The following is a 23,175-nucleotide window of genomic DNA, read 5'->3' as shown; positions in this document are numbered from 1 at the left end:
ACTAAAAAAGTAACCAACTCTAGCGCCAGTAAGGAGGTCTACCACGAAACGCCCTTGGATGGAAATTGCTGAATATGCAGCGATCGCTGGTTCTGCGCTAGGAACCGTCGCGGCGGCAGTCTCACAGCAGGTGGTCTATGCAACCGCTCCCCTGACGGTAGCTCTCTCGCTCAACGCAATCAATCGCCACCGATTTCAACAACAGGCGCAGCAATACACCAAAAGTGCGATCGCTGACGTGCATCAGGTTGTTCAATCCCTGCATCACCAGATCCATACGCTACCTCCAGCCGAAACCGTAGACCTCAACCCTATCAGCCAGTCCCTCGCACAACTGGCGCAGCAGTTCGACGACCGACCAGAGCTAGGGCAGATTCAGGAGTTAAAGGACGCGCTCTCATCTCTCCCTCATTCCCTAGAACTGGAAAAAGCGATTGCTTGTCAGATTGAGAAATCAGCACAAGCCTTGACACTTGAGATGAATCGACAGCTTGCAGCCATCCAGCCTTATGAGTATCAACTGGCGATTGACCGCCCTGGCAGCCGCGCCGTGTTCATGGAAGCCCTCGCTCTTGCTCAGGAACGGTTGATTCTAGTTTGTCCGTGGCCAAATATTTACGGCGTCAATTCTGAAGTGATTCAGAAGCTTGAGGAACTACTTAAGCGAAAGGTTCGTGTTGCCGTCGGCTGGGGACATCTAAAGGATATTGACAAGGTAAGTTCTATTGGTCCAATCCGCCAGCGGCTTAAATCTTCTTCCTATCTCTACAGTGCTTTACCCGAACTGGAAACTTTGGAGCGGAAATATCCAGACCGATTCAAACTAAAGCTACTGGGGACCCATGAGAAGTTTATCGTATGCGATCGCTCGTGGACCATGCTGGGAAGTCACAACTTTCTGACTTCAGACACCAAAAGCACGGAGCGAGAAGTGGGCTTAAGAACGAATGACCCGCGCATCATTACAGATTTGATTAAGCGGTTTGACAGCGCTAAGGATTTGGAGAAGCAGTAGTTCGCTAAGTCCTAGGGAAAACTTGAGTAAACCTATAATGCCATGCCAAAAATTCCAGAGTGCGATCGCTGCCAACTCAATCCCCGCATTCCTTCCATAGTATGTGCCGTGCATCCCACGGGACCTGATAGCGATCGCTGCCTCGACTTCCGCCCCGCTGCCGAACCGCCTGAACTGTGGGCACCCCCAGGGACGAGGTTTGTTGATAACGAGTTGGTGCTGGAGCAACCAACCTATGATGGCGAACCAGTACCTGTACCAAGACAACGATTCACACCAGAGGAAAAGCTAGAGCTGCTGGATTATCACCCGCTGTTTACGGGTCGGTGTCCCCACTGCGAGATGCCCTTTGATATGAACAACCTGCCCCCAGTGCATTGGGATTGCGCCCACTGTGGTTGGATCGATGATAGCGTCTGAGCGATCGCACGCTATCGATCGGCAACAATGCCAGCACAATGGTTAAAGTGCAGTGTACTCAATATGCCTTGCCGGTGTAAGAGCCTGCCACAATCGTGCGATTGCTCACAAATGGTAGTCTAACCCTCTCCTGCTAAACTGGGGTGAAAGCTTGATTTTTCGTAGGTTGTAACCGGATAAATTCATCAAATTTTCCCAAAGTGCCAGAAAAGGGCATCTGTCAGCTTTAAAGAATTTAAAGTTCTCAATCTGGCGCACCAGATTGAGATTTCCTGAAGTTGGTTCTTTGGAAAATTCCAGAGTTGTCAAACCACTCGGCGCACGCGATCGCGCCTTACCTCTTCTTCTATTGCGACCTCTAGCTCTCTTCACGGCTAATCCGGCATAGGTTCATTCAAGCCGCCACCCGTTGTGGTATCAATGCTTTTAGTCAGGCTGACAAATCCGATGACAGAGGTATTGAAGTCTTCGATCAACGTTAGCAAATACTTAAGGCTTCTACCCAGCTAGTCAAGTCGCCACACAATGGGGCTATCCCGGTTACAGAGATGTTCAAGACACTTGTCAAGTTCCGGTCTTGATTCTTTGGCTTCCGAAACCAGTATTCCCAAAAATTTTTTCGTACCTAGCTTTTTTCAAAGCGTCATGCATGAAATGAGACATAGATTAAAAAACGGGTAATGGGACGTGTTGGGACTGGATTTGAGTTGAACCGCGTCCAGTTGAGAATTCTGTCTCGTAAACCGTCGTTTAAGGCGCTTCGCGCACACCGACAGATCGCATCCACAAGCGTCTACAACAGAATTTGACAAGCGTTGGGCAACAAAGAAGTCCTGATTTTCGTGAAGATATTGCGGACATTATGGAGTCGATAGAGTAAAACCAAATAGCGGTTTTAAGCAAAAGGGAGGGATAAACTTGCTCGCAAACTATGTTTGACCTTTAAGTAACAGTGAAACGCCCGATCCGATGAACACCTCCTTCGGACCGCGCATTAACAATTCCCAGTGGGATTTCCATGATGGGATTGACTTGCCCGCACCGTGCGGGACACCAGTTTACGCCATGCGAGATGGAGTTATATGCAAAGCTGGCCCTGCTGGAAATGGCTATAAATCACGCCACATCATCATAAAGGTGAATGACCCTACCGACGGGGAGATGTATTTAGTCTATCTCCACCTAAAAAGCATCAACTCCTTTATCAAAGCCTGTGAACCTGTTAAGCAAGGACAAATTCTGGGAACAGTTGGTATGGACGATGCAACATACCCACATTTGCATTTTGAGTTCCGCAAAGGTTCGCCAAAGCAGAAATATAGCGTTCACCCGCTTGGTTACTTACCCTACACCGACACAGCCAATTTTACCGCTCCAGTCCTGGATAGCTTTTACCAGCTTAATGGTCTTATGGCTGTACTGCTCCGATTTGGTGCAAACAGCAAACTAGAAGGCGACTTGAAGCGCATTGAGGTCGATCTCAAAAGCAGTAATACGCTCCTTGAGACGCGAGTCGTTGACTTCAACGATAAAGAAACCATCAATGAAGGTAATGGCGACAAGTATCTTTACAAGAACGATATTGGGGTTGAGGGATACCAAAGCTCAAATATGGTCGCCAGAAAGAGGACGAAACTCAAGTATGGTATCCGAGTACGCAACCTGCCCAGTAACTGCGATACCCTTATTGCCAGGGTGATAGACGTAGGTGGCAACGTATCTACCAGTGCCCTCATTACTGTTCCCTAGTAAATGGCACTGAATCAAACAGTTGACTTTAACCGTTTACGGTCAGGCTTGCCCCCTTACACTGGGCAAGCTGCATCAAATAATTTAGCGCGACAATTTAGGAGTGAAGTCAGGGACACTGGGTAGGCTTGTGGACGTGTGGGCAAGGGAGAATCACTTATGAAAAATCATCTTCCCACAGCACACGATGAAAGAGCTGGTCACGGTCTCCCATTTCCAAGCCTTATTCCTCACCGTCAATATGCGAGCGGAAGAGAATCTAGCATTGATTTATCTATCCGGGTTTGGTAGGGGTTCCCAGCACACAATGCGGCAGGCACTGAATGCGATCGCTGCAACGATACAAGTTCTTAAGGTTGTGGGTGGAATTTAACGTGCTTACCTTTATAGGAAGGTTCGGCGTTCTAGAAAATAATTGTCTTGAACCTGTTTAATTCTCCTATTTACATCAGCTTGACGGGAGGAACTTTTCCGTTCATTTAGAAATTCTGTTTCGTTAAATTGAGAACTGTTCTCTTTGTGCTTAAGCTTGACTAAAAAATGAGATATAGAGCTGAAAATGGATTGAGTAGTTAGCGACAATAATTTCATAGCTTTTTCAATCCTTTAAGTTGAGGTGATTGGATTGCTCATGAATCGGAAAGAGCTGGGTCGTATCGTCTGAACCCAAAATTCAGATGTGCAAAGCATGACCCGCCACTTCTTGGCGCATCTGAGTGCAGTGCGAAGGGAACTATTATTAATTGATGCGATCGCTTTCTGGTATGCAGATACTCAAGGAAGATTGCATTATCTCAAGAGGTTGGGCTGAGGTTAGTAAACCAACCTACCAGATTAGCGATCGCATTGATAATGCTACAGAGCGTCGGAGAACAAATCCTGGACGTTTCATCTGGCGACTAGCAGTGATTAAACTGTAGTTGTAGGGTAGGCATTTTCCACTCTACAACTACAACTTAATAAACTACTCGCCTACACAGAACAGCGATAACCACATTGTCGTGTTTTGGTAATCGGGTCATCCCAACAGCCCCAGGTGCAATTAGCAGTCGAAGCCAAAGTGGATGAGTGATTGACTTTTAGAGTGCCATCTACTTTAGAATCCTCGTTCGTAGTTCCAGAAACAGTGGAACCTCCGCTAGACAATAAATTTGTTTGATGGTTTGCTGCTAGAGCATAATCATTAACTGTCATACCGGAAAGTAGAAGAGGCATAGCAACAAAAAACTGCTTTAAAAGTGTACGAACGTTCATGACAAACTCCTTGTGTAAATTCAATAGTTCCATCAAATCTTCTTGCTACCTGGCTTGCAACCTGAGTACAAATGAATTGATTTGACTTTTAGAGCAATCAATCCAATTCTCTATTTCACAGACTTCTCGCTTAGTAGGGTGAGCAATGCTCACCCTAAGTGATTCAGACCTTTTTTGAACTAGTAAGAGACAGAGCCTTCAAATTTTCATTCTCAGGCTTGTACGCTATCAATTAGAGAAGCGCTACGATAATTTGCACGATATTGCGTGCAGACACACAAACCTTGCCCCCACCAATTTGGGGGGCTAAGTTGAAGCACATACGGGAGTTGTCAATTGTACTGTTTGGATTCAGCGGGTCAAACGATGTTTCAATCGTGTTAGTAACGCTATAGACTGTTACTTTCTTTCCAAAAGGTCCGCTCCAGACCTGGTGGTGTTTCACCTTCGCGCGTACATAGAGTTTAGTCCCACGGGCTTCCAATGCCTCAACCCAAGCGTCTTTGTTGTTGCCACGAGCATAATTATTCTTGAGGTGTGCTGCAATCTCCCGACTAATAGCATCCTTGACCTTCGGCAGCTTTTTAAGCCAGTCGGGACCAACAGCAATCAGCGTATCGGTAGGTAATGAGTAATAATTTGTCATCATTTCGGAAGTCGCCGAAGGTTGCTCCGTTGGGGCTGCATTAGCTGATGGTGTGAATGCAAAAGGTGCAGAAATAGACATCATCAACAGTGCAGTCAGTGTTCCAGGGAATGTCAATGTTTTCATGGCGTATTCTTTAGATTGGATTAATCTCACTTTCCGTGAGGTTGATACTTCTATGAAACACATAGACTGACTGAGTTCAAGCTTGAGAATGACCGACTTGAATTTGACTTGAATCTGACTTGAATCTGACTTGAATCTGACTTTTGATTTAACTTTTCTGCTATATAATTTGATTAAGCTTTTGTAACGTGCTATGCCTAGATCTCTCCAAGTTCGTCAGGAATGTATCGGAATAGTCAAGTTAGCAGTTAGACGGAAGGGCTTTCCTAGCCAGAGGGCGTTAGCTGAAGAACTTGGTTTTGCACTGTCCACAGTTAGCAATTTCTTAACTGGAAAGCCTGTTGACTTTGCACTTTTTAAAGATATTTGTGAGAAGGGGCTTTCATTGGAATGGAAGGAGATTGCTGCAACCTTTGACACTACACTACCCTCCGCAGAAGCAAAGGCTATGGTGGAGATTGCAATCAATCACCAAGATTTGGGAGAAACACCAGCAGGAGGTTCAGCCTCTAATGATAGAAAGCAAGAGTTGACTATCTTAGAGCCGCCTGCTGTGGAAGACAAAGTGATAGATTTTGTCTTTTATATAGAGCGCCCTCCCATTGAAGAGCGCTGTTATTCGGAGATTTTGAAGCCGGGGTGTTTGCTACGAATTAAAGCACCTTGGCAGACAGGAAAAACAGAGCTGATGTCAAGGCTCATAAATTACGTCGAACAAAAAGGGTACCGAACAGTAGTTTTAAACCTACGAGACGCAACCCAAGAAGACTTCACTAATCTGGATAAATTCTTACAGTGGTTTTGTACTATCTTCGCTGATAGATTGGACTTGACTATAAGCGTGGAAGAACACTGGCGTAAGAGTGTTGGGAATAGCAAGATTAAATGCCGAAGCTACTTCGAGAAGTATTTGTTACCAGGAGACAATCCCTTAGCTTTAGCTTTAGATGAGGTAGACCGAATTTTTCCAATACGAGAAATTGCTAGCGAGTTTTTAGGTATGCTGCGAACCTGGCATGAGGACGCTAAGACTCGCCAACTCTGGCGGCAACTTCGGCTAGTTGTGTTGCATTCGGAAATCTACACTGAGGTTGATATCAATCAGTCCCCATTTAATGCTGGATATGAGGTGACATTGACAGACTTCAACCAAGAGCAAGTGCTAGATTTAGCACAGCGGTATGGACTGGAGTGGGATACAGGCAGCGTTACACAATTAATGAATATGGTAGGAGGACATCCTTACTTAGTAGGGAAAGCCATTGAACACATAGCGCAACAAGATACAACACTTGGAGGATTGTTGCAAACATCTCCTACTGCACAGGGAGTTTATAGTCGTCACTTAGAACGACATTGGAGAAATCTGCAATCTAACCCTGAACTAGCTTGTGCTTTTCAAAAGATAGTCCTAGCCAACTCTCCAGTAGAATTTAACTCTGAGTTGAATCAAAGTATGGCAGTGAAGTTAAATGACTTAGGACTGGTGAAGCTTTCAAGCAATAGTGCAATCCCCCGTTACGAGTTATACCGCCAGTATTTTCGCGATCGCTTCCAAGATAACTTATGAGTACAACATACAGTAAGGGCAACTCTTATCAAGTAGGGGGAAGTCTGCCAGAGTCTGCCCCCACTTATGTAGTCCGACAGGCAGACTCTGAACTGTATGAAGGGTTAACGGCTGGTTCTTTCTGTTATGTATTAAATTCCCGACAGATGGGTAAGTCCAGTCTGCGAGTACGAACAATGCAAAGCCTAGAAAAAGAAGGATTTGCTTGTTGTGCAATTGAAATGAGGGACATTTGTAGTTATGAGGTAACACCCGACGAATTTTTTGGTGGCTTTCTCAGCCTTCTAGTAAGTGGGTTCAATTTGGAAATTGATACAGGAGACTGGTGGTACAAGTATCGATATATTCCTCCTTCACTACGCTTGAGTAGGTTTATTGAAAAAGAACTGCTAGATAAGGTTAGTCAAAATGTTGTTATCTTCGTCGATGAAATTGATAATGTTTTGAACTTGAATTTCAAAGACGATTTTTTTGCATTTATTTGTAGCTGTTACAATAAACGCGCCGACAATTCAAAGTATAAGCGCCTCACTTTTGCACTGCTAGGAGTAGCGACACCTGCGGATTTGATTGAAAATACAAATAACACGCCCTTTAATATTGATAGTCGAGCTATTGAACTGACTGGTTTTCAACTAGAGCAAGTTACCCCTCTAAAAAAAGGTTTGCTTGGGATAGTTAGCAATCCTAATGCCGTGTTGAAAGAGGTGTTAAAGTGGACAGGCGGGCAACCCTTCCTAACACAATGGTTGTGCCAATTGGTTTGCACATATCCCTCTATACCCTTTAAGCCAGATAGCGAGATAGACTGGGTAGCTGCGATTGTGCAAGAAAGGATAATTGAGAATTGGTGGGCGCAGGATAAACAACAGCATTTACAAACGATACGTGAGCGACTAGTTAGTAATGAGCAGCGTGCTTGTCGGCTACTAGGGCTGTATCAACAAATTTTGCGCTTTGGAGAACTTAAGAGTGATGATAGTCCAGAACAAATGGAATTACGGCTATCTGGTTTAGTGGTTAAGCATCATCGTTTTTTTAAACCTTACAACCACATTTATGAATCTGTTTTTAATAAGACTTGGGTTGAGAAAGAGCTAGCTTCTTTGCGCCCTTATGCAGAAGCAATAGCGACTTGGGAAGCATCTGAATGCCAAGAGATTTCACACCTTTTGCGTGGGCAAGACTTGCGAACTGCCCTTGCATGGGCAGTTGGTAAAAGTTTAAGTAATCGAGATTATCAGTTTCTTAGTGCGAGCCAAGAAATTGATAACCGAGAGGCTTTAGAAGTAGAAAAGCAAGCAAAGCTAATTTTGCAACGAGCAGCAGAAAAAGCCAATCAGCGCATACAGATCGGCTCCCTAATTTTGGCGTTATCCTTAGTGCTAGCAGTAATCACAGGACTGCGCTCAATTGTGGCTGAACAAAAACGACAAGAAGTAGTGACTGGTAGCCAACTAGAACGAGATGGAAACGATGCTTTACGGCAGTTTGAGTTTCAGCAAATAGAAGCGCTTTTGTTGGCTATGAAGACCGGACAAAATTTAAAGGAACTGGTTAAAGATGGTCGCCCGTTAGAAAAATACCCAGCTACAAGCCCAATCTTAGCTTTGCAGATAATTCTTGATAACATTCGCGAACGAAATAAACTTCAGGGTCATAGAGGATCTATATACAGAGCTAGCTTTAGCCCCAATGGAGAGAGCATTGCTACCGCATCTTGGGATAAAAAAACCCGTGTATGGGATTTATCGGGCAAGGAATTAGTTGTTCTTCAAGGACATCAAGATGTTGTCAGACACGCCAGTTTTAGTCCTGATGGAATCCATATTGTTACTGCATCTGATGATAAAACAGCTCGTGTATGGAATTTGTCAGGGAAGTTAGTAGCAGAACTTAAAGGACATCAACAGGGTGTCAATGATGCAAACTTTAGTCCTGATGGACAATGGATTGTCACTGCATCTGATGACGGAACAGCCCGTGTATGGGATTTGTCAGGTAAGAAATTAGCAGAACTTAAAGGACATCAAAAAGAAGTTACTCGCGCCAGTTTTAGCCCTAACGGGCAGCGTATTGTCACTGCATCCCACGATAAAACATCTCGTGTGTGGGAATTATCAGGTAAGCAGTTAGCCGTTCTTCAAAAACATAAACGTGAAGTCAATAGTGCCAGTTTTAGCCCTAACGGACAACGGATCGTCACCACATCCCGTGATGGGACTGCTTATGTATGGAATTTGTCAGGTAGGAAATTAGCTGAATTTAGAGATCATGAGGGTTGGCGTGTTACCTATGCACGTTGGAGTCCTGAAGGGCAGCGCATTGTCACTACATCTAGTGATAAAACTGCACGTATTTGGGACTTGTCTGGTAAACCGCCAGTAAAACTTCAAGGACATGAAGGTACTGTTATTCGTGCCAATTTTAGCTCTGATGGCAAGTATGTTATCACCGCATCTTGGGATGGCACTGCCCGTGTTTGGAATTTGTCGGGTAAGTTACTGACAAAGCTGATAGGTCATTTGGGAAAAATTAATGATGCTAGTTTTAGCCCGGATGGACAACGCATCGTCACCGCCTCTGAAGACAAAACTGCCCGTATTTGGGACTTTACTGGCAGACCACTAGCCAAACTGGAAGGGCATGAAAAAAACATTGTTCGCGCTAGTTTTAGCCCTGACGGGAAGTTCATTATCACTGGTTCGAGTGACAAAACCGCGAGAATTTGGCGGATTAGGGAATTAGATGAACTTTTAGCACAGGGTTGTTTGTGGCTAAAAGATTACCTTGCTACGCATCCCGAAGCACGAGAGGAATTTAAATTTTGTCAGAGAACCTCATAGGCACGTATAATCTTTTAAGTTAAAGTTTTACTGTTGGCTATCAATTCACTATCTATGCTGATACCGAGACGAACTTTTTTAGCAAAAGCTTGGGCTATAACCTGGGTTAGTGCGATTGGTGTGCTACTGCCCTCATCGGCAGTAAAAGCGCAAACCTTAACTAAATCCAAACACTTGGAAGAAGCCTTATCACTACTTGAGGGATTGCGTCTTGAAGGGCGTCCAGAGAGTAATAATTATCAATATAAACCGATTATTGTGACCTGGAAAGGCGTTAATGGAGCCTCTGATTATGTATCAAAAGCAGATTGCAGCGGGTTCATGAGTAAACTACTGCGCCACAGCTATAGTGATTATTTTACGCAAGAACATTTTAAGCAGTGGATAAAGGAAAAGGAGCGGAAGCGTCCTTTAGCGGAAGACTTTCACTACGCTATTGTCACTCAGAAGGATTTCATCCCCATTAAAAAACTGTCACAAGTCCAACCAGGAGACATCATTGCCATTAAATATCCCGATGGTGAAGACAATACTGGACACGTTATGTTAGTGGCAGAAACTCCCAAGGAAAGAAAAAGCTCAGAACCCCTGGTTGAAGGAACAAGACAGTGGGGAGTTACAGTTATAGATCAAAGTCGATCGGGGCATGGCGAGAAGGATACGCGACGTATAAAAGATTCTCGGATAAAAGATAATTATTGTAGAGAAGATGATTCTTTTTATTGCGGACTTGGAAAGGGAACAATGCGAATATACACTAATGAGGAAGAGGGGATCGTTGGTTACACTTGGAGTACCTTTAAAAATTCAGAATACTATAGTCTTGATAAAAGGAATCTAGTCTTAGGTCGCTTGGACTTTAATTCTTAGCTTGCAAACATATCTATAAATAGAACTTTTCGGAGATAGCTTCAATCATACTAATCTACCTGGAGTAGGCTTACTTTAGCAGATCTTCTCGGGGCTAACTTAGTGAATGCCCACCAAGAAAAAGCCAACCTCAAAGATACCAATTAAAAAGGGGCTAATCTGAATAATGCCTATCTCAGTGAGGCAATTATGCCAGATAGGATAACTCACGAATAAAATTCTCATAGCTGAAGAGCTAGCGGATTTAGATCGCCGTTCCAATTGAGACTTTGTTGGAGGTAATAGCACTTCCCAGAAAAAAGCCCCGCAATCTATCGGGGCTTGAGCTAAATTTAACTTGGTGTATCGACAGGGAAATAGAACCGACCCAATCTTGTCAACTATTGATAAATTTCGATTGAATCTCTCCTTCCTGCTCTCTCGTTGAAACCATTCTAAAAAGTTAGGATTTTTTTGCTCATCAAACACCTCTTCAACGTTAAAGATAAAAAGATAAGCGTGGCAGGAGAAGTAGATACCTAGGCGTTTTATATTTTCCAACTTTACGAATACATTCCGCCATTGTTCGACGGTTCGGATTCATCAACTTGCGGTGTCTCTAGAAAATCCGTTTCTACATCGTCATAACTGCAAATCCCGATGGAAGACCGGGATACCAAGGGCGATTTGTATGAGTATATGCTCTCGAAGCTGACAACGGCAGGCACATTCTCTTATAAGATCGCCACACCTATTAGAGCGAATCAGCCGCACCGTCAGTTGGGATGCTACAATCAACCTACGCGCAACTGGCGCGACTACGTCCGCAGGAAGGGCTGCGCCCACATTGATATCTGCAAACCTTACGATTTCCTTTGCCTGATCAGCGGACACAGGCGGTAATGGAGGAAGTCGCGTGTCTAATCCTATTTCCAACGGGCGCTTAAACCTTGAACAACAGAAGAAGCGAGCTAAAGAACTGCTCCATCAATTCAATGCCGCTCAAAATTCTGCCCTCAAGCGCTTTCAACAGCATCATCCTCAAGCCAAGCATCTCAACTGCCCACAACTGGAATCCTTTCAACCTAAACTAAGCGATGCTCAGTTGGTAATTGCTAGGGAAAACGGTTTACCCAGTTGGGCGAAATTAAAGGCACACATTCAACGCCTCGATCGCGCCAAACAAGATATCGCTCAAGGCATTACCTCACCTGCCGATGCCGATTTGCAGACATTACATCTACGGTGCGGCTCAGATATTCAACAGGAGTTGAATATTGCGGGATTTTCCGGCGATTTTATGGAATTTGCCGACCCCTACTGTCAAGGTCCTCTCCCCGATTGTGCAAATTTGTCTCAATTCCTGGATGTCCGAGCAGGTTTCATTGCTCAGGCGTATGCGATTGCTCTCAAGGATGCGCGAAAACGTCTGGAACGCGAATATAGCCGTTTGCACACTACTCCCACTTATGAGCGAGTGGTGCTGTGGTTTGAGCATGATACCTACGATCAACTCGTTCTAGCCTATGTGCTGCACTATTTGTGGCAATCTCCCTCTCGTCCCAAACATTTTGAACTTATCTGTATTGGTGCTTTTCCCGGTATCCAGCGATTTGTGGGACTCGGACAACTCTCGCCCGAAGTGTTGCGAGCGCTTTGGGAACAGCGACAACCGATAACTAATCAGCATCTGCAATTGGGACATCGAGTGTGGCAAGCGCTGACTGCTCCATCACCTCTGCAACTGATGGAGATTATTGATACGGGAACGCCTCTCATTCCACCGATGGCCCCCGCCTTGCGAAGACATCTGCAAGAATTACCGTGGGTTGAAGATGGTTTGAGTTTAACCGAACGGCTAACGCTAGAAATTTTGACCCAACAGGGTGCAATCACCGCTTATCGCCTTTTCAGAACCTTGGTTTTAGAAAAAGAGCCGTTGCCGTACTTGGGAGATACCATGTACTGGTATCTGCTGAATCATCTCTACCAAAGCGAGAATCCCCCCTTGGAGATTACAGCCGAGACGCGAGAATTACCTTGGCCCCAGCGCGTGCTTCAACTCACCGAAACGGGACAAGCTTTATTGCGTGGTGAGGTAAATTGGCAGGAAATGCAGAAATGCGATCGCTGGGTTGGTGGCATCCATCTTACTAGCGAAGGACCCAACTGGATGTGGAATGAACAACAGGAACGACCAAATAATTCGTAATTAGAAATTCATTAATGGAGAGGAAAAACCAGAAAATTGCGTCCAGCAATATTTCTAACTCGTCTTTACAAGCCCATGCATTAATACATGGGGTTGGCTTTTCCCTACCCAAAGGGTTTGACCTCGATGAAACCGATTCGACTGCTGATTTCCAATAAAGACTCAGTATACCCTCACCAACTGTCGAACCTCTCAGTTGTCAATACTTTCTCACTCAATCTGGCGCACCAGATTGAAATTCCCTGAGGTGGGTTAGTTCCCTGGAAAATTGCAGAGTTGTCGAACCACTTGGCGAACGCGATCGCGTCTTACCTCTTCTTCTATTGCGACCTCTAGCTTTGGCAGTGGCTACTTTGAGCTGGTAGATGACAGGTTCGGATGAATCAAATATCTTCGCCATCTTACCGCGTCGCCTGCTCTATCTCCCCTAAAAAAATCGCTCTCCGTGTTGTAGCCACAGCAACCTAACTAGCGGTTGCACTAAAGCCGACGCACATATATGCTGGGCTTCGTGCAATGCGACGCGCTGGGTCAGCGAACTTCGTCGTTAGCCCGCTACGCGCAAGACCTCAGCTTGTGAGATCAGCAATGAAAGCTGTGTATTCTGACCAAAAGCCGATTTTCGCTCCGCCAAGCATCTTCCTTGCTGGCCCCACTCCACGGACGGCTCAGGTCGCATCTTGGCGAATACAGGCGCTTCATATCTTGCAAGAAGTCGGCTTTCCTGGCACGGTTCTGATCCCAGAGCGTCACGACTGGACTAGTTCATTCGACTACATTGACCAGGTCGAATGGGAGTTCGCCTGCCTGGAAGCGGCGACGGTTATCGTGTTCTGGATACCCCGCGATTTGGTCTCACTACCGGGCTTCACGACCAACGTCGAGTTCGGTCGCTACATCGGCTCTGGTAAATGCGTCTATGGCAGACCTAACTCCGCTCCCAAAAATCGGTATCTCGATTGGCTCTATCAGAAATTCACGGGTGAAGCACCGTGTACGTCGATCGAGGATACCTTAAACGCAGCCGTCATGCGTGTATTACACTCAAATAACCGATGAAATTGTCTGCCGCTTTCCACGACGCGGGCTAACTAACAGCTGTACTGGATGCGGCGCAGCTATGCTTTTCGGTGTTCCTCAATTCCGCCGCACGGTGTCGGTGAACCTTGCTGTTAGCCTGCCCTCGCAATGGTTAGGGCAGTACTTGTAGCTTCATGGTTTGGAGTTGGTTGCAGAACTCTCTTGTTAAAGTCATCCCGCCTCCAACACATGGGAATAGCTCTACGTGTGGGTGGATCGATGATAGTGTGTGAGCGATCGCGAGTAACGGTGACGTTTAGATCGTGGATCGAACTCCAGCGAGTGGATTAACCCAGTTGTTCGCTAAAGCAATAGATACTTAAAAGGTTTAGCACTCAAGCTAAAAGCTGTCATTGTTTCTTCCATCAAGGAGCAGGTGGCAGTATCTAAAAGTTTTTGAGTCAATGGTGGAAGAAGCATTCGCACAGATGCTAAAGCTAGCTATTTTAACCGCTCAGAATTGATAAAGGTGTTGGTAAACATCCAAGCGATGCCAGAGTAGACTGAACGGGCTACATATTTAGGAAACTGGCACAATGCTCTCTACAAAGCCAGTTTAGTGGGAATTCTGTAGTCTCAAAGTCAACTTCATAGCTAATGCTCCGCTCTAATACATAAACTATCCTCCCCACCTACCGAAGCCTTGACAGTTTTCTGGGTCAAAGGTTAGACTCTATAGCAGCACTAATTAAATATTCAATCCCAAAAAGGGCGACTCTGTATAGAGCCGCCCTTTTTGTTTTTTTAGCTAAACGAACTTCCAGTAAACGGTTAGTAACTTAGCTGAAAATACTGCGGTCAATATTATCAACAAATATTGTTCGCAATGGACAAGTATTTAATTGCTTCAACCGAATATCTAAAGCGTTTTCTAGACTTTTATATCAATAAAAAAATAGAGGCATTTGGTGTAAGTTCGGTGCCATTCTGTTCCACTTCGGATACCTCTAAATACCGATGGAGTGCTTGTAAACCGCGCTGTCTCGATATTTCCTGAATCACACGCAGCGGTATCTAATTCTGGCTCAAAACAAGTAATTGCTGGCTGGTTGCAGCTAATCCTGTCCTAGTTGCAATTAATCTTGGCTCGAACACAAGATGTAGTTGCAGATAATCCCAGTTTAGCTAAATTCACATATCAAAAATACGCATTTTTTTGCTAAAAAATGCCATGTAATTTAGCAAAAGTTGTGCATATGCAGTGCCCGCTGCTTATGCACAAATCTCCCCTACTATTAGTAACAGATACTCGTCCTGGAGAAAAAAATGAACAAAAGAATCATAGGTTACGCGCGGGTGTCTACTCGCGAACAAGCCATCAACTCTCAGGCTTTAGAGCAGCAAAAAGCCAGACTTAGAGAGGCTGGAGCAACTGAGATTATTGAAGATGTTCAAACCGGAAAGAAAGATACTCGACCCGGTCTGCTTAAGATAATGAGCTTAGTCCAAAAAAAGGAAGTTGATGAAGTAGTCATCACTAGGATTGACCGATTAGGTAGAAGTGTACCGATTGTCCGCAAAAATATTGATATCTTTCAGAAATCAGGTACTAATCTACGAGCCTTAGACCAGATGATTGATTTAAGTACATCTCAAGGAATGTTTGCTGTCAATTTACTAGCCAGTTTGGCAGAACTAGAAGTTGATATGCTATCAGAAAGAACCCGTCACGGAAAGCAACACCGCCGCAATCAAAAAATTGCCTGCGAATCTTATCCTTGGGGTTATACAGTAGTCGATTCTAAATATGTGTTAGACCGTTGTCCATTTTTATGCCTTTTAGAATTAAAACCACCAAATTACCTTGAACTATACAAAGAAGAAGATTTTCAAAAACTTCCAGGTCTAACAATCGCGGAGATTGCTAGAGATTGTATTGAGCTTTTTTTTAATCAGAAAGGTGTTACTAGAGCAGTCAGGCTGATGTTTAAAAAATACGGCTTAGGAAAAACGAGTTCTAAAAAGAACGGTAATGATAAGATTTTTCACTGGTCCCCCTCAGGGTTTCGGAGGTGGTTGAACAATCCAGTTTTGCAAGGTCATACAGTATATTCTAAGTATATTTCTGTAGGCAAAGAAGGTAAGAGAGGTCTTAACGATCCGGCTAATTGGGTGGTACATCATAACACGCATCCTGATGAAAGGTTAATCACTGATGAGGATGTTGAAAAAATTCAGGAAATTATAAGGTTCAATAGCCGACTAGGCCAAAAAAACTTTAACCGAGATCCAAAGATTTCTGATATTTATCGAGAGTACACTTACCAAAACAAACTTGTTTTTTGTGGAGAGTGTGGCTCTAAATGTATGCCAAAAAGCGCTGGGTCTAACAAGGGAAGGGGCAGAAAGATACGACTTTATTTTGGCTGTAGATATTCTCATCAAGGATGTAGTAACCGTAAATCTGTCCAAAGGGTAAAGATTGAGGATGCTATTATCAAAGCTTTAGTTGAAAGGTCGCGTAATCTAGACCAACCAACAACTCGGTCGGCAGGTATTCCACCCAAGTCAGAACGACTGATAAAGCTTGAAGTTGAATTAGAAAGTTTGAACAGCTTCCCAGGTTTTAATCCAGATATTGAAAGACTGAAACAGGAACGGTTTCAACAAATTCAAGAAGAAAAAAATCCGTTTTCTTCTAATTTAATCATGCGTAAGACCGCCGAAGAAATCTTTCGTTTAGGTAATGATCTAACTCCTTGGTATACATTGTCAAACGATGCTAAAGTAGAGATTTTTCCCAAGTTAGTGGAAAAAGTTATTATTCGCAATGGCGAAATTGAAGCGGTAATTTTAGTTAAAACTGGTGACAATTAGTAACATGAATGCTCAAACAATTTTTCAGTTGAATCAGCTCCGATGTGAAGTAGCTAAACAAGCAGTTTTGAAGGACTGGCAGCCGATTACCATAGAAGAGGAAATTAAATGCCCCAGATGTAATAGCGGAAATCCTTATAAGAATGGTCATCCTTACAATAGACAGAGGTATCTCTGTCGTAGCTGCAAATTTTTTTTCCAGGAAAAGCTACCTGTGAAATGTAGTTGTAGTACTCCTGGTAGTCATTTGGATTGCCAGAATTGTCCGCGATTCAAGGAATTTTTACAACTTGTAAAAAAGAAGGTTGAGAGCTTGCAAGAATTAAGTCTTGAAGAGTTACAACGTCTGCAATCTGAGTCAAATAATTGAGAAGGATTGCGTTAGACAGCAAAACTCATCTATATATTTGTTTTCAAACCTTGATTACCTGATGAGTTTTGCAAAACTAATAGCCTGAATATAAGGTCTGAATGTAGATATAGCTTGAATTTTAGAAAACGCCTTTCTGACATTAACCCAGCCTCGCTAGAGGATATGTTGTTTAGACTTTGGACAATTAAGGGGTAAAGCCGAGAAACACACAAAATAAGACGTAATCTAAAGTTGTGTAAAGTAGAAGCAAAACGGCTTAAAGCAGTAAAAGGTTTCCGCTTTTTGACGCGAATGCGAGGGCAGAGTATAACCACTACTCTGCCTCTGTCAAGCGAGGGTTGAAAGTCAGCTACATTTAGGCTGGTCTTGCGCTTACAAGCTTTGGTTGTGCTTCAGAGAAACGTGGGGTAGGAAACTAGCTCATCCCACGACTAGCGATGAGTAGCTAATCCTGCCCGTTAAGCCGCCGTTGTTTGCGATCTTGAATGGCACCAGATCCAGTTGAAATAACTGACGACTAATCGCGTTGTCATGATTGTCTGATGGCATCGACGCCAAACTTATTTTGGCGTCGATGCCATCGCCCTGTTTATTGTCTGAGAACCCCGTTAGGGCGCTCCACTCGTTGAGTCAGAGCTTTGCCCATGTTGCAGTTCTGGATGGGCGCGATCAAGCCCCTGGATCTGCCTCACCAGACCTCGAACGCACGATTTTCAACGTCGTTCATGGGGACACCAGCGTTTATGGGGTATCAGTGCGCTCAAAAATTTTATGGTGAAAGCTTTTGAGCGCGATGGGTTTGTTGCTTCCAATTGCGAGTTGATGATCGCTTTGCCATACAGCGGATAAAACCTCCTAATGTGTACTGCACCCGTCATGCGGTCGCCGGAGAGAGCCAGGGAATACTGGCTATTCAAGAGGCTTCAGTCAACCCAAATCGATGATTTACATTATGGGTAACATGCCCAAAAAGTCAAAAGTATTGGGTCGCACTTTTTAGCCGGTTGCTGTCAGATGCCAAAGCTCCGCCCTCTTGTCGCGGGGAAGCCGCGCCCAAACTGCCTGCTTCGCCCACGGACTAAATTTTCGGAGTACATCAAATACTGCAATCACTAATTCTGGAGTATCCGCCATCATCAGCAAGTTTGCGCCATCTTGAATCTCTTCCTGGGTGAAAGCGCGTTCCGTCTCAATCTGCATGGGGGTGACATTGGACTGGGGTGACATTGACACCTGTTTATTTATATAGCTGCCATTGTCACCTCGAACTTGTTTCATCTCCTCAACTACCATCGGGGAGGTTACAAATTCCTTTTGCTGATTCAACAGCTGACGTTGCGCTTCCCGACGCTCTAAAATTCTCTCAACAAGTTTCCATCGCTCCAAATCGAGACTTGTGGTAGCCACCTTTTCCTTACCGAGACGCTTGGTTACGGTGGGTATTCCCAGTTGTTTGACAAGCTTGTTGAAGATGCGGACATTTGACCATTGCTTGCAATCAGGCGAAAATCCCAGCTTCAAAACCTCATTCACCTGACGGTAGTAATTCCTGACCAACTTTCCCAACGGTTCTAGGTCTTCATTGGTAAAAGTTTCACCTGCCAACAGTCGGTCGATCCACTCAATCAGCCCCAAGCGCTCCCTGATAATGCGCTCCTGTTCTCTGGTTGGTAGGTCGGGAATGAACAGTCCTTGACCCCACTTAACCTGACGAGCGATCGCTCTTTCATCCCGCGCGATTGCCAGGTTGTAGCGTAGATCCTCATATCGGGGAAACGCTGCGGCTAGTTTTGGGTACGCTTCAACCAATTCGGGAGAAACCTCATCGGTACACGCGAATTCAGCGATCGCGGTCTTTTCAAGATTCAATCGTTCCTCCGTGCTGTGACACTCCCTAGCTTGCAGAGGCTCTCGTTCCTCTGGAGAAAGAATGGTGGCAGTGGCAACCTCGTTGTAATGGTTTAGTTTTATCTGTTGCTTAATCTCTTTAACCAACGTTTTGAAATCTTTTGTTGTCTCACTCGAAATTACCTGAACTTGATTTCCTTCATGCTTGAGCCGAGCAATTACACAGTCCCGCAGATTCCACATGGCGAAGTTAGTGTCTGCTGCTGCCTGTGCCCACAGTTGCTTGTGAGGGCAGCCATCCCAATCAATAGGAGCATCTACAAAGGGTACTAAGTCGGGATTAAGGCTGGAACGAATCAATGCTACTTCTCCTTCCCAACGGGTTTTGAGCGTCTGCTTAACCACAGATGGGTATTCAGATTTGCTAACCCGATTAAAATTTTTACCTCGCTTGGCGATCCACATGGTACGGCGGATAGGGGCACGCACTCGCGCTTGGGCTTGAGCGATATCGCCATCTCCTAAGACTCCGTAGTAAATCCCAATAACTTCGTCAAACCAAGGCTGTTCAATGGACACACCCGTTCCCAAAGAGTTAGTAGCAATTAAAACATCATAATTGCTGACCCGCTTGTTGATTTGGCTGACGTATTCGCGCTGTATCGCTTGTTCAGAAGTATCGCCATTGATAACCAAAATGCGCTCCAGTTTGACACCAGCAACCACCAGCTCTGACACAATTTCTGACGCTCCCTTAGAGTCAGTAGAAATCAAAAGTCGCTTACCTGCTTGAACGGCTGACACGGCATAATTCATAATTGCCCCGTGGTCTGGAGAATCGAGAATTGTGCAAGGGTAGCCAGTTGATTTGTAATCATTGCGAATCAGGTAAACGGGGGCATCGTCACCCCGAAGCGCTCGGATGTAATTAAGGGTGAAATTATCCAGATCGGCATCGGCAATGATGATCCGCTTAGCCACTTTAATCAGCCAGTGCAACCGGGCTAGTAATGCAGGGCGCATTCCGTCTTTGTTGCAAGTGCCGCTGGTTAGGAGGTTCCGCAACACCTGAGTGACTTCATCAATTACCAAATCGCATTCAACAAACTTTTCTGGATTAATCGATAGCAAGGACTCAACACAAGATCCTATCCGCCAGGTTTGTCGCCCATGCGAATCGAGGTAATACCCCAGACCTTTATCGCAATCAGTCCGCCAGGTGTATTTCAACCTTTCTGCCAACGACCGACCAAGGAAGGTTCTGTGAGTCAAGCTAACCAGGTGCGGATTCTCATCTGTTATCTGGGCAATCAGTTTAGTTTTCCCAGAGCCTTTACCTGATTTGATAGCAACAATTCCAGAATCAGGAACCTGCAAGCCAATGATACTGAGGTCGGGTACATTTAGAACCACACTAGGGCTGTGGGTCAACGAACGCTCTTGTCGCTTTGTCCATTGCCACTGTTGCAGTGGGAGAGCTTTGGAATAAACTTCATCAAAGGCTGCCTGTCCATTGGCAATGATAAAATCGTCAACGCCCTTCTCAGGAGCGCTCCAACTGATGACATGCACGTTGCAACCAGCATCGACAAAGAGCTTCCCAGTTTTGGCGATCGCTGAGTTTACTGCTGCAATTGTTTTCGGTTTGGTGTCGTGGTCAAAGCAGAAATAAATGAGTCGCCCCTCGGTAGCGAACAACTGTAGCTCTGGAATCAAGGTGGCTATGGAACCAATCACCCGCCGACCATTCCAAATTCCCGGCAAGCCAACCGCTGCATATCCGGCTGATAACAATGACCCGGCTTTTTTGCTCCCTTCAGTCAGAACGATTGGGAGATTGTTTTCTAAAACCCACGCCCAAAAACCTTTATCCTCGAACCTCCTGAGGTGTTTCCGATGCGTCTGAAGCTTCAATTTAAGCGGTCTAGGACGCTTGCACTTGAGAGCCTTCCTTGAAATTTCAAAGCCCTTTCCTAGTGATTGAAAGTGTGGAAATCTTTTCCAGTATTCGGTTTCAAGTCCATATTGCCTAGCAATTCTGAGACTGATTTTGAAGCTAATTCGTAGGAAAAATGCTCGTGCGGCTTGCCCCGGTGGATGCTCGTATTTAACCGATTTTCCATTCGCGTTCTTACGCGGCAAGTCTGGCTTTAAGCAGCCCCACTCCTCCATCGGTTGCCAGTTGTTTAAGGGGTCTAACCCATTGCACCACCAGCCACCTGCTTCAATGTGCCCGTAACTTTTCCGCAGCGATCGCCACTGTGCATCGAGATGAACTTTGCCGAATGCCTTCTGCGGATCGGGAACGAGAAATCTGTACGCTTCATCCCCACTTAGTGATCGCACGTTCAGCGCGATGATCGCATCATCTACGCCGCTGCTTCGCCATTCCTCAAAGTGTTGTGGGTCTAGTGTTGTTCGTCCCTCTACCTGAAGGTCAAAGGGAGAGTGTGAAGAATATTGCACCTGTTTTCTCCTGATTTTTTTTTTCATCAGGAGAGCATTTCAGCCTTTTAGCAGTGAAAGTTCAGCTTCACTTTTCAGCGTCTACTACGAAGTTTCAATGCTAAATTAGTAGTAACGTTTCGGTCGCTACTAATGACACTTTTGTGAAAAGACAGTCGTTCCGCCAAGATTGAGCTGTCTTATTAGTGTGGCTGTAATGTTCTCTTTTTGACTTAATCACGTAAAATGCTGTCGCGGCTAAATCAATCGCAGACAGCTTTTTGCGTTTTTATTTTATTACTACCTCCTCTGTCTGTGTAAATTAACTCAGCAGCATTAAGCTGTGGGGTGTATTTCCTGGACTCAAAGACGCTATCCAACATTTTATTTTTATGCATCTGATTATATAGCTCCTCACTCAGTGACCACTGTCTCTTTTGGTTCCTTTGGCTTCTTCTCGAAAACCTGGATGGATGGCTCGTTCAGGACAAAGCCTCGATCTGTGAGTTCGCCCATCTTCCCAGCGATCGCAGCAACCCACATTGGGTAATCAGTTTGTGCCTGCTCTAGCTTCTTAAAAACTTTGGGCTTTACAGTTACGCTGACAATCTGCCCATCGCAGTCAATCTCGAAACACCTCCAACCGTTTTCGACAATTTTCACATCGGCTGGGAATTCCGAAATCTTTATGGTTAGCTCAAGTTTTCCTTGGGTTGTCATAATGCGTGATACGGGGGTTGAGTAGTAATGGAACAAAAACTTACGCTAAGGCTGAAACACTAACCGAGTAGTCATTTCAAGAAGCGTCTTCTAGTCTCAATGAGACGTACCCATGAGACTGTAGGCTATTTGGTACAAAAATTTTGAACGGAATATCAAGGGTTTCAGGCTTCTAATTCTCAGTAGGTTCAACTGGTACACCTCTTAGCGTGACTTTCTGTTCCGTTACTACTTAGACCCCGTGTTCTCTGTTGTTCAGAATTAAGCGATCGCTTTTCCGACAGTATTTGGTCAACCTTTTTCTTTTTGAGGGAAAGGTTGTACCTGAGTCGGGGTTTATACTCTAGGCGCGGAACCAGACACTCGCGAAACTCCCCCTCTGCTTCCAGTGTCAAGATTTCAACTAGCATCTGACCAGGGGTTGTAACTCGTAGATTTCTTAGCTCAATCCCTATTTCCTCAGTAGCCTCAACAAAATCACTCCAAGCCCACTGCAACACTCCATATAGAGTTATATAACACTCAGCAAGTTGAGCGAAATATGCTTGATCCTTCTGTTCAAGATTCTTCAAAAGAGTAGAATCGCCTGAGCAGTAAGCCTCTAAAGCTTTTTTAAGTAGTTGATGTTTGGCTGAAACACTTTCCCAGCGTTTCTTCTGGCCATCTGTTGATGAGTAATTCAACCAAGTTTTTGGAGGTAGTCCATCTAGGCGATTTAAGATGGTACATTTTTCAATTTCGCTAATCTGCATACTTTTCTAAGTTTGCCTCCGTAGAGTTGATTCAAATTCTGCGTATCAAAGTGATACGCAGAATCAATGCGCGATCAATCCTTATCAACCCAACCTTGTGCTGGGAGTGTCCTTCTTTAACCTCAGTTGCTTGTGAAGCATCTGGTCTACAGGCAATCCTCGCTGCAACTCTTCCCATTTCGGGATGACGGGTAGGTAATCGCAGTAGCACACCACAATCCGCTGGTCAGTGTCCGGGGATGAGAATTGATGGATATGAGCTACAACCCAGTCACCATCGCGCCCTTCCGCAATCCCATTGCCAGAATCTTCTAAATTGGTGTACTCCCGAAACCGTTCACCAACTACGGGTAATTTACCAGAGCTATCCCACTCCTCAGCGAGGATATCAGTTAGCCCAGACGATGGCATTAGCATCCGCTCTTCCCATCCGTGGGCGCTCATCCCATTTGC

General features: G+C 44.9%; 20 protein-coding genes and 1 pseudogene. 13 read left to right on the top strand and 8 right to left on the bottom strand.

Annotated elements, in window-relative coordinates:
- Positions 1-58 precede the first annotated feature (58 nt).
- The 5 genes from NC996_RS20615 to NC996_RS20595 all read left to right on the top strand — a co-directional run bounded on the left by NC996_RS20615 (position 59) and on the right by NC996_RS20595 (position 3,995).
- Positions 59-1,015, top strand: a complete 957-nt coding sequence (locus tag NC996_RS20615) for a phospholipase D-like domain-containing protein (RefSeq protein WP_190684470.1) — start codon at positions 59-61, stop codon at positions 1,013-1,015.
- 42 nt (positions 1,016-1,057) lie between these two features.
- Positions 1,058-1,435, top strand: a complete 378-nt coding sequence (locus NC996_RS20610) for a hypothetical protein (protein WP_190684466.1) — start codon at positions 1,058-1,060, stop codon at positions 1,433-1,435.
- 969 nt (positions 1,436-2,404) lie between these two features.
- Positions 2,405-3,184, top strand: a complete 780-nt coding sequence (locus NC996_RS20605) for a M23 family metallopeptidase (RefSeq protein WP_190684459.1) — start codon at positions 2,405-2,407, stop codon at positions 3,182-3,184.
- A gap of 187 nt (positions 3,185-3,371) precedes the next feature.
- Positions 3,372-3,557, top strand: coding sequence for a hypothetical protein (locus NC996_RS20600; protein WP_190684455.1), 186 nt, complete (start codon positions 3,372-3,374; stop codon positions 3,555-3,557).
- 315 nt (positions 3,558-3,872) lie between these two features.
- On the top strand, positions 3,873-3,995 hold the full coding sequence (locus NC996_RS20595; RefSeq protein ID WP_277879732.1) for a hypothetical protein: 123 nt from the start codon (positions 3,873-3,875) through the stop codon (positions 3,993-3,995).
- Positions 3,996-4,156: 161 nt separating this feature from the next.
- On the opposite strand, the gene NC996_RS20590 is transcribed toward NC996_RS20595, so the two are convergent.
- Together NC996_RS20590 and NC996_RS20585 are read right to left on the bottom strand one after the other, a co-directional pair.
- A complete protein-coding gene (locus NC996_RS20590) occupies positions 4,157-4,438 on the bottom strand; it encodes a hypothetical protein (protein WP_190684453.1) in 282 nt (93 codons plus the stop codon).
- 232 nt (positions 4,439-4,670) lie between these two features.
- Positions 4,671-5,210 (bottom strand): hypothetical protein, encoded by a 540-nt coding sequence (locus NC996_RS20585; protein ID WP_190684450.1) that lies wholly within the window; start codon positions 5,208-5,210, stop codon positions 4,671-4,673.
- 448 nt (positions 5,211-5,658) lie between these two features.
- On the opposite strand from NC996_RS20585, the gene NC996_RS20580 reads away from it, so the two are divergent.
- The 4 genes from NC996_RS20580 (at position 5,659) to NC996_RS20565 (ending at position 12,687) form a co-directional block, all read left to right on the top strand.
- Positions 5,659-6,780, top strand: a complete 1,122-nt coding sequence (locus NC996_RS20580; protein ID WP_348260014.1) for an AAA-like domain-containing protein — start codon at positions 5,659-5,661, stop codon at positions 6,778-6,780.
- On the top strand, positions 6,777-9,626 hold the full coding sequence (locus NC996_RS20575) for an AAA-like domain-containing protein (protein WP_190684446.1): 2,850 nt from the start codon (positions 6,777-6,779) through the stop codon (positions 9,624-9,626). Before NC996_RS20580 ends, NC996_RS20575 begins: the two co-directional genes overlap by 4 nt.
- Before the next feature lie 33 nt (positions 9,627-9,659).
- Complete coding sequence (locus NC996_RS20570; RefSeq protein WP_190684444.1) at positions 9,660-10,496, top strand: hypothetical protein; 837 nt, start codon at positions 9,660-9,662, stop codon at positions 10,494-10,496.
- Positions 10,497-11,391: 895 nt separating this feature from the next.
- On the top strand, positions 11,392-12,687 hold the full coding sequence (locus NC996_RS20565) for a DUF1835 domain-containing protein (RefSeq protein ID WP_190684442.1): 1,296 nt from the start codon (positions 11,392-11,394) through the stop codon (positions 12,685-12,687).
- Positions 12,688-12,901: 214 nt separating this feature from the next.
- Here NC996_RS20565 and NC996_RS20560 read toward each other — a convergent pair whose 3' ends face one another.
- Positions 12,902-13,087: a hypothetical protein gene (locus tag NC996_RS20560; protein ID WP_190684440.1), complete on the bottom strand. Its 186-nt coding sequence runs from the start codon at positions 13,085-13,087 to the stop codon at positions 12,902-12,904.
- Between the two features lie 116 nt (positions 13,088-13,203).
- Between NC996_RS20560 and NC996_RS20555 the strand changes: the two genes are divergently transcribed.
- The 3 genes from NC996_RS20555 to NC996_RS20545 all read left to right on the top strand — a co-directional run bounded on the left by NC996_RS20555 (position 13,204) and on the right by NC996_RS20545 (position 16,954).
- The gene (locus tag NC996_RS20555; protein WP_348260013.1) at positions 13,204-13,746 is read left to right on the top strand and encodes a nucleoside 2-deoxyribosyltransferase domain-containing protein; all 543 of its coding nucleotides are present in this window, start codon (positions 13,204-13,206) and stop codon (positions 13,744-13,746) included.
- A 1,287-nt stretch (positions 13,747-15,033) separates the two neighbouring features.
- The gene (xisF, locus tag NC996_RS20550) at positions 15,034-16,584 is read left to right on the top strand and encodes a fdxN element excision recombinase XisF (RefSeq protein ID WP_190684436.1); all 1,551 of its coding nucleotides are present in this window, start codon (positions 15,034-15,036) and stop codon (positions 16,582-16,584) included.
- 4 nt (positions 16,585-16,588) lie between these two features.
- On the top strand, positions 16,589-16,954 hold the full coding sequence (locus NC996_RS20545; RefSeq protein WP_199302999.1) for an IS1 family transposase: 366 nt from the start codon (positions 16,589-16,591) through the stop codon (positions 16,952-16,954).
- Positions 16,955-17,418: 464 nt separating this feature from the next.
- On the opposite strand, the pseudogene NC996_RS20540 reads toward NC996_RS20545, so the two are convergent.
- Positions 17,419-17,603, bottom strand: a pseudogene (locus NC996_RS20540) (IS1 family transposase); the annotation flags it as partial.
- Here NC996_RS20540 and NC996_RS20535 point away from each other — a divergent pair.
- On the top strand, positions 17,583-17,735 hold the full coding sequence (locus tag NC996_RS20535; protein WP_348260015.1) for a hypothetical protein: 153 nt from the start codon (positions 17,583-17,585) through the stop codon (positions 17,733-17,735). The pseudogene NC996_RS20540 and the gene NC996_RS20535 overlap by 21 nt on opposite strands.
- Positions 17,736-17,953: 218 nt before the next feature.
- Here the strand turns inward: NC996_RS20535 and NC996_RS20530 are convergent, their stop codons facing one another.
- The 4 genes from NC996_RS20530 to NC996_RS20515 form a co-directional block, all read right to left on the bottom strand.
- A complete protein-coding gene (locus NC996_RS20530; RefSeq protein WP_190684434.1) occupies positions 17,954-21,271 on the bottom strand; it encodes a plasmid replication protein, CyRepA1 family in 3,318 nt (1,105 codons plus the stop codon).
- Positions 21,272-21,664: 393 nt separating this feature from the next.
- Positions 21,665-21,970 (bottom strand): fertility inhibition FinO-like protein, encoded by a 306-nt coding sequence (locus tag NC996_RS20525; RefSeq protein ID WP_190684431.1) that lies wholly within the window; start codon positions 21,968-21,970, stop codon positions 21,665-21,667.
- A gap of 188 nt (positions 21,971-22,158) precedes the next feature.
- Complete coding sequence (locus tag NC996_RS20520; RefSeq protein WP_190684428.1) at positions 22,159-22,722, bottom strand: hypothetical protein; 564 nt, start codon at positions 22,720-22,722, stop codon at positions 22,159-22,161.
- 84 nt (positions 22,723-22,806) lie between these two features.
- Positions 22,807-23,175, bottom strand: a 369-nt coding sequence (locus NC996_RS20515; protein ID WP_190684425.1) for a hypothetical protein, incomplete at its 5' end; no start/stop codon positions are given.

Origin of the sequence: Trichocoleus sp. ST-U2, assembly GCF_039961875.1 — a bacterium.
Lineage (GTDB): Bacteria > Cyanobacteriota > Cyanobacteriia > Cyanobacteriales > FACHB-T130 > FACHB-T130.
Note: the sequence above shows the minus strand (reverse complement) of the source record. Positions and strands in the feature narration are given on the sequence as shown.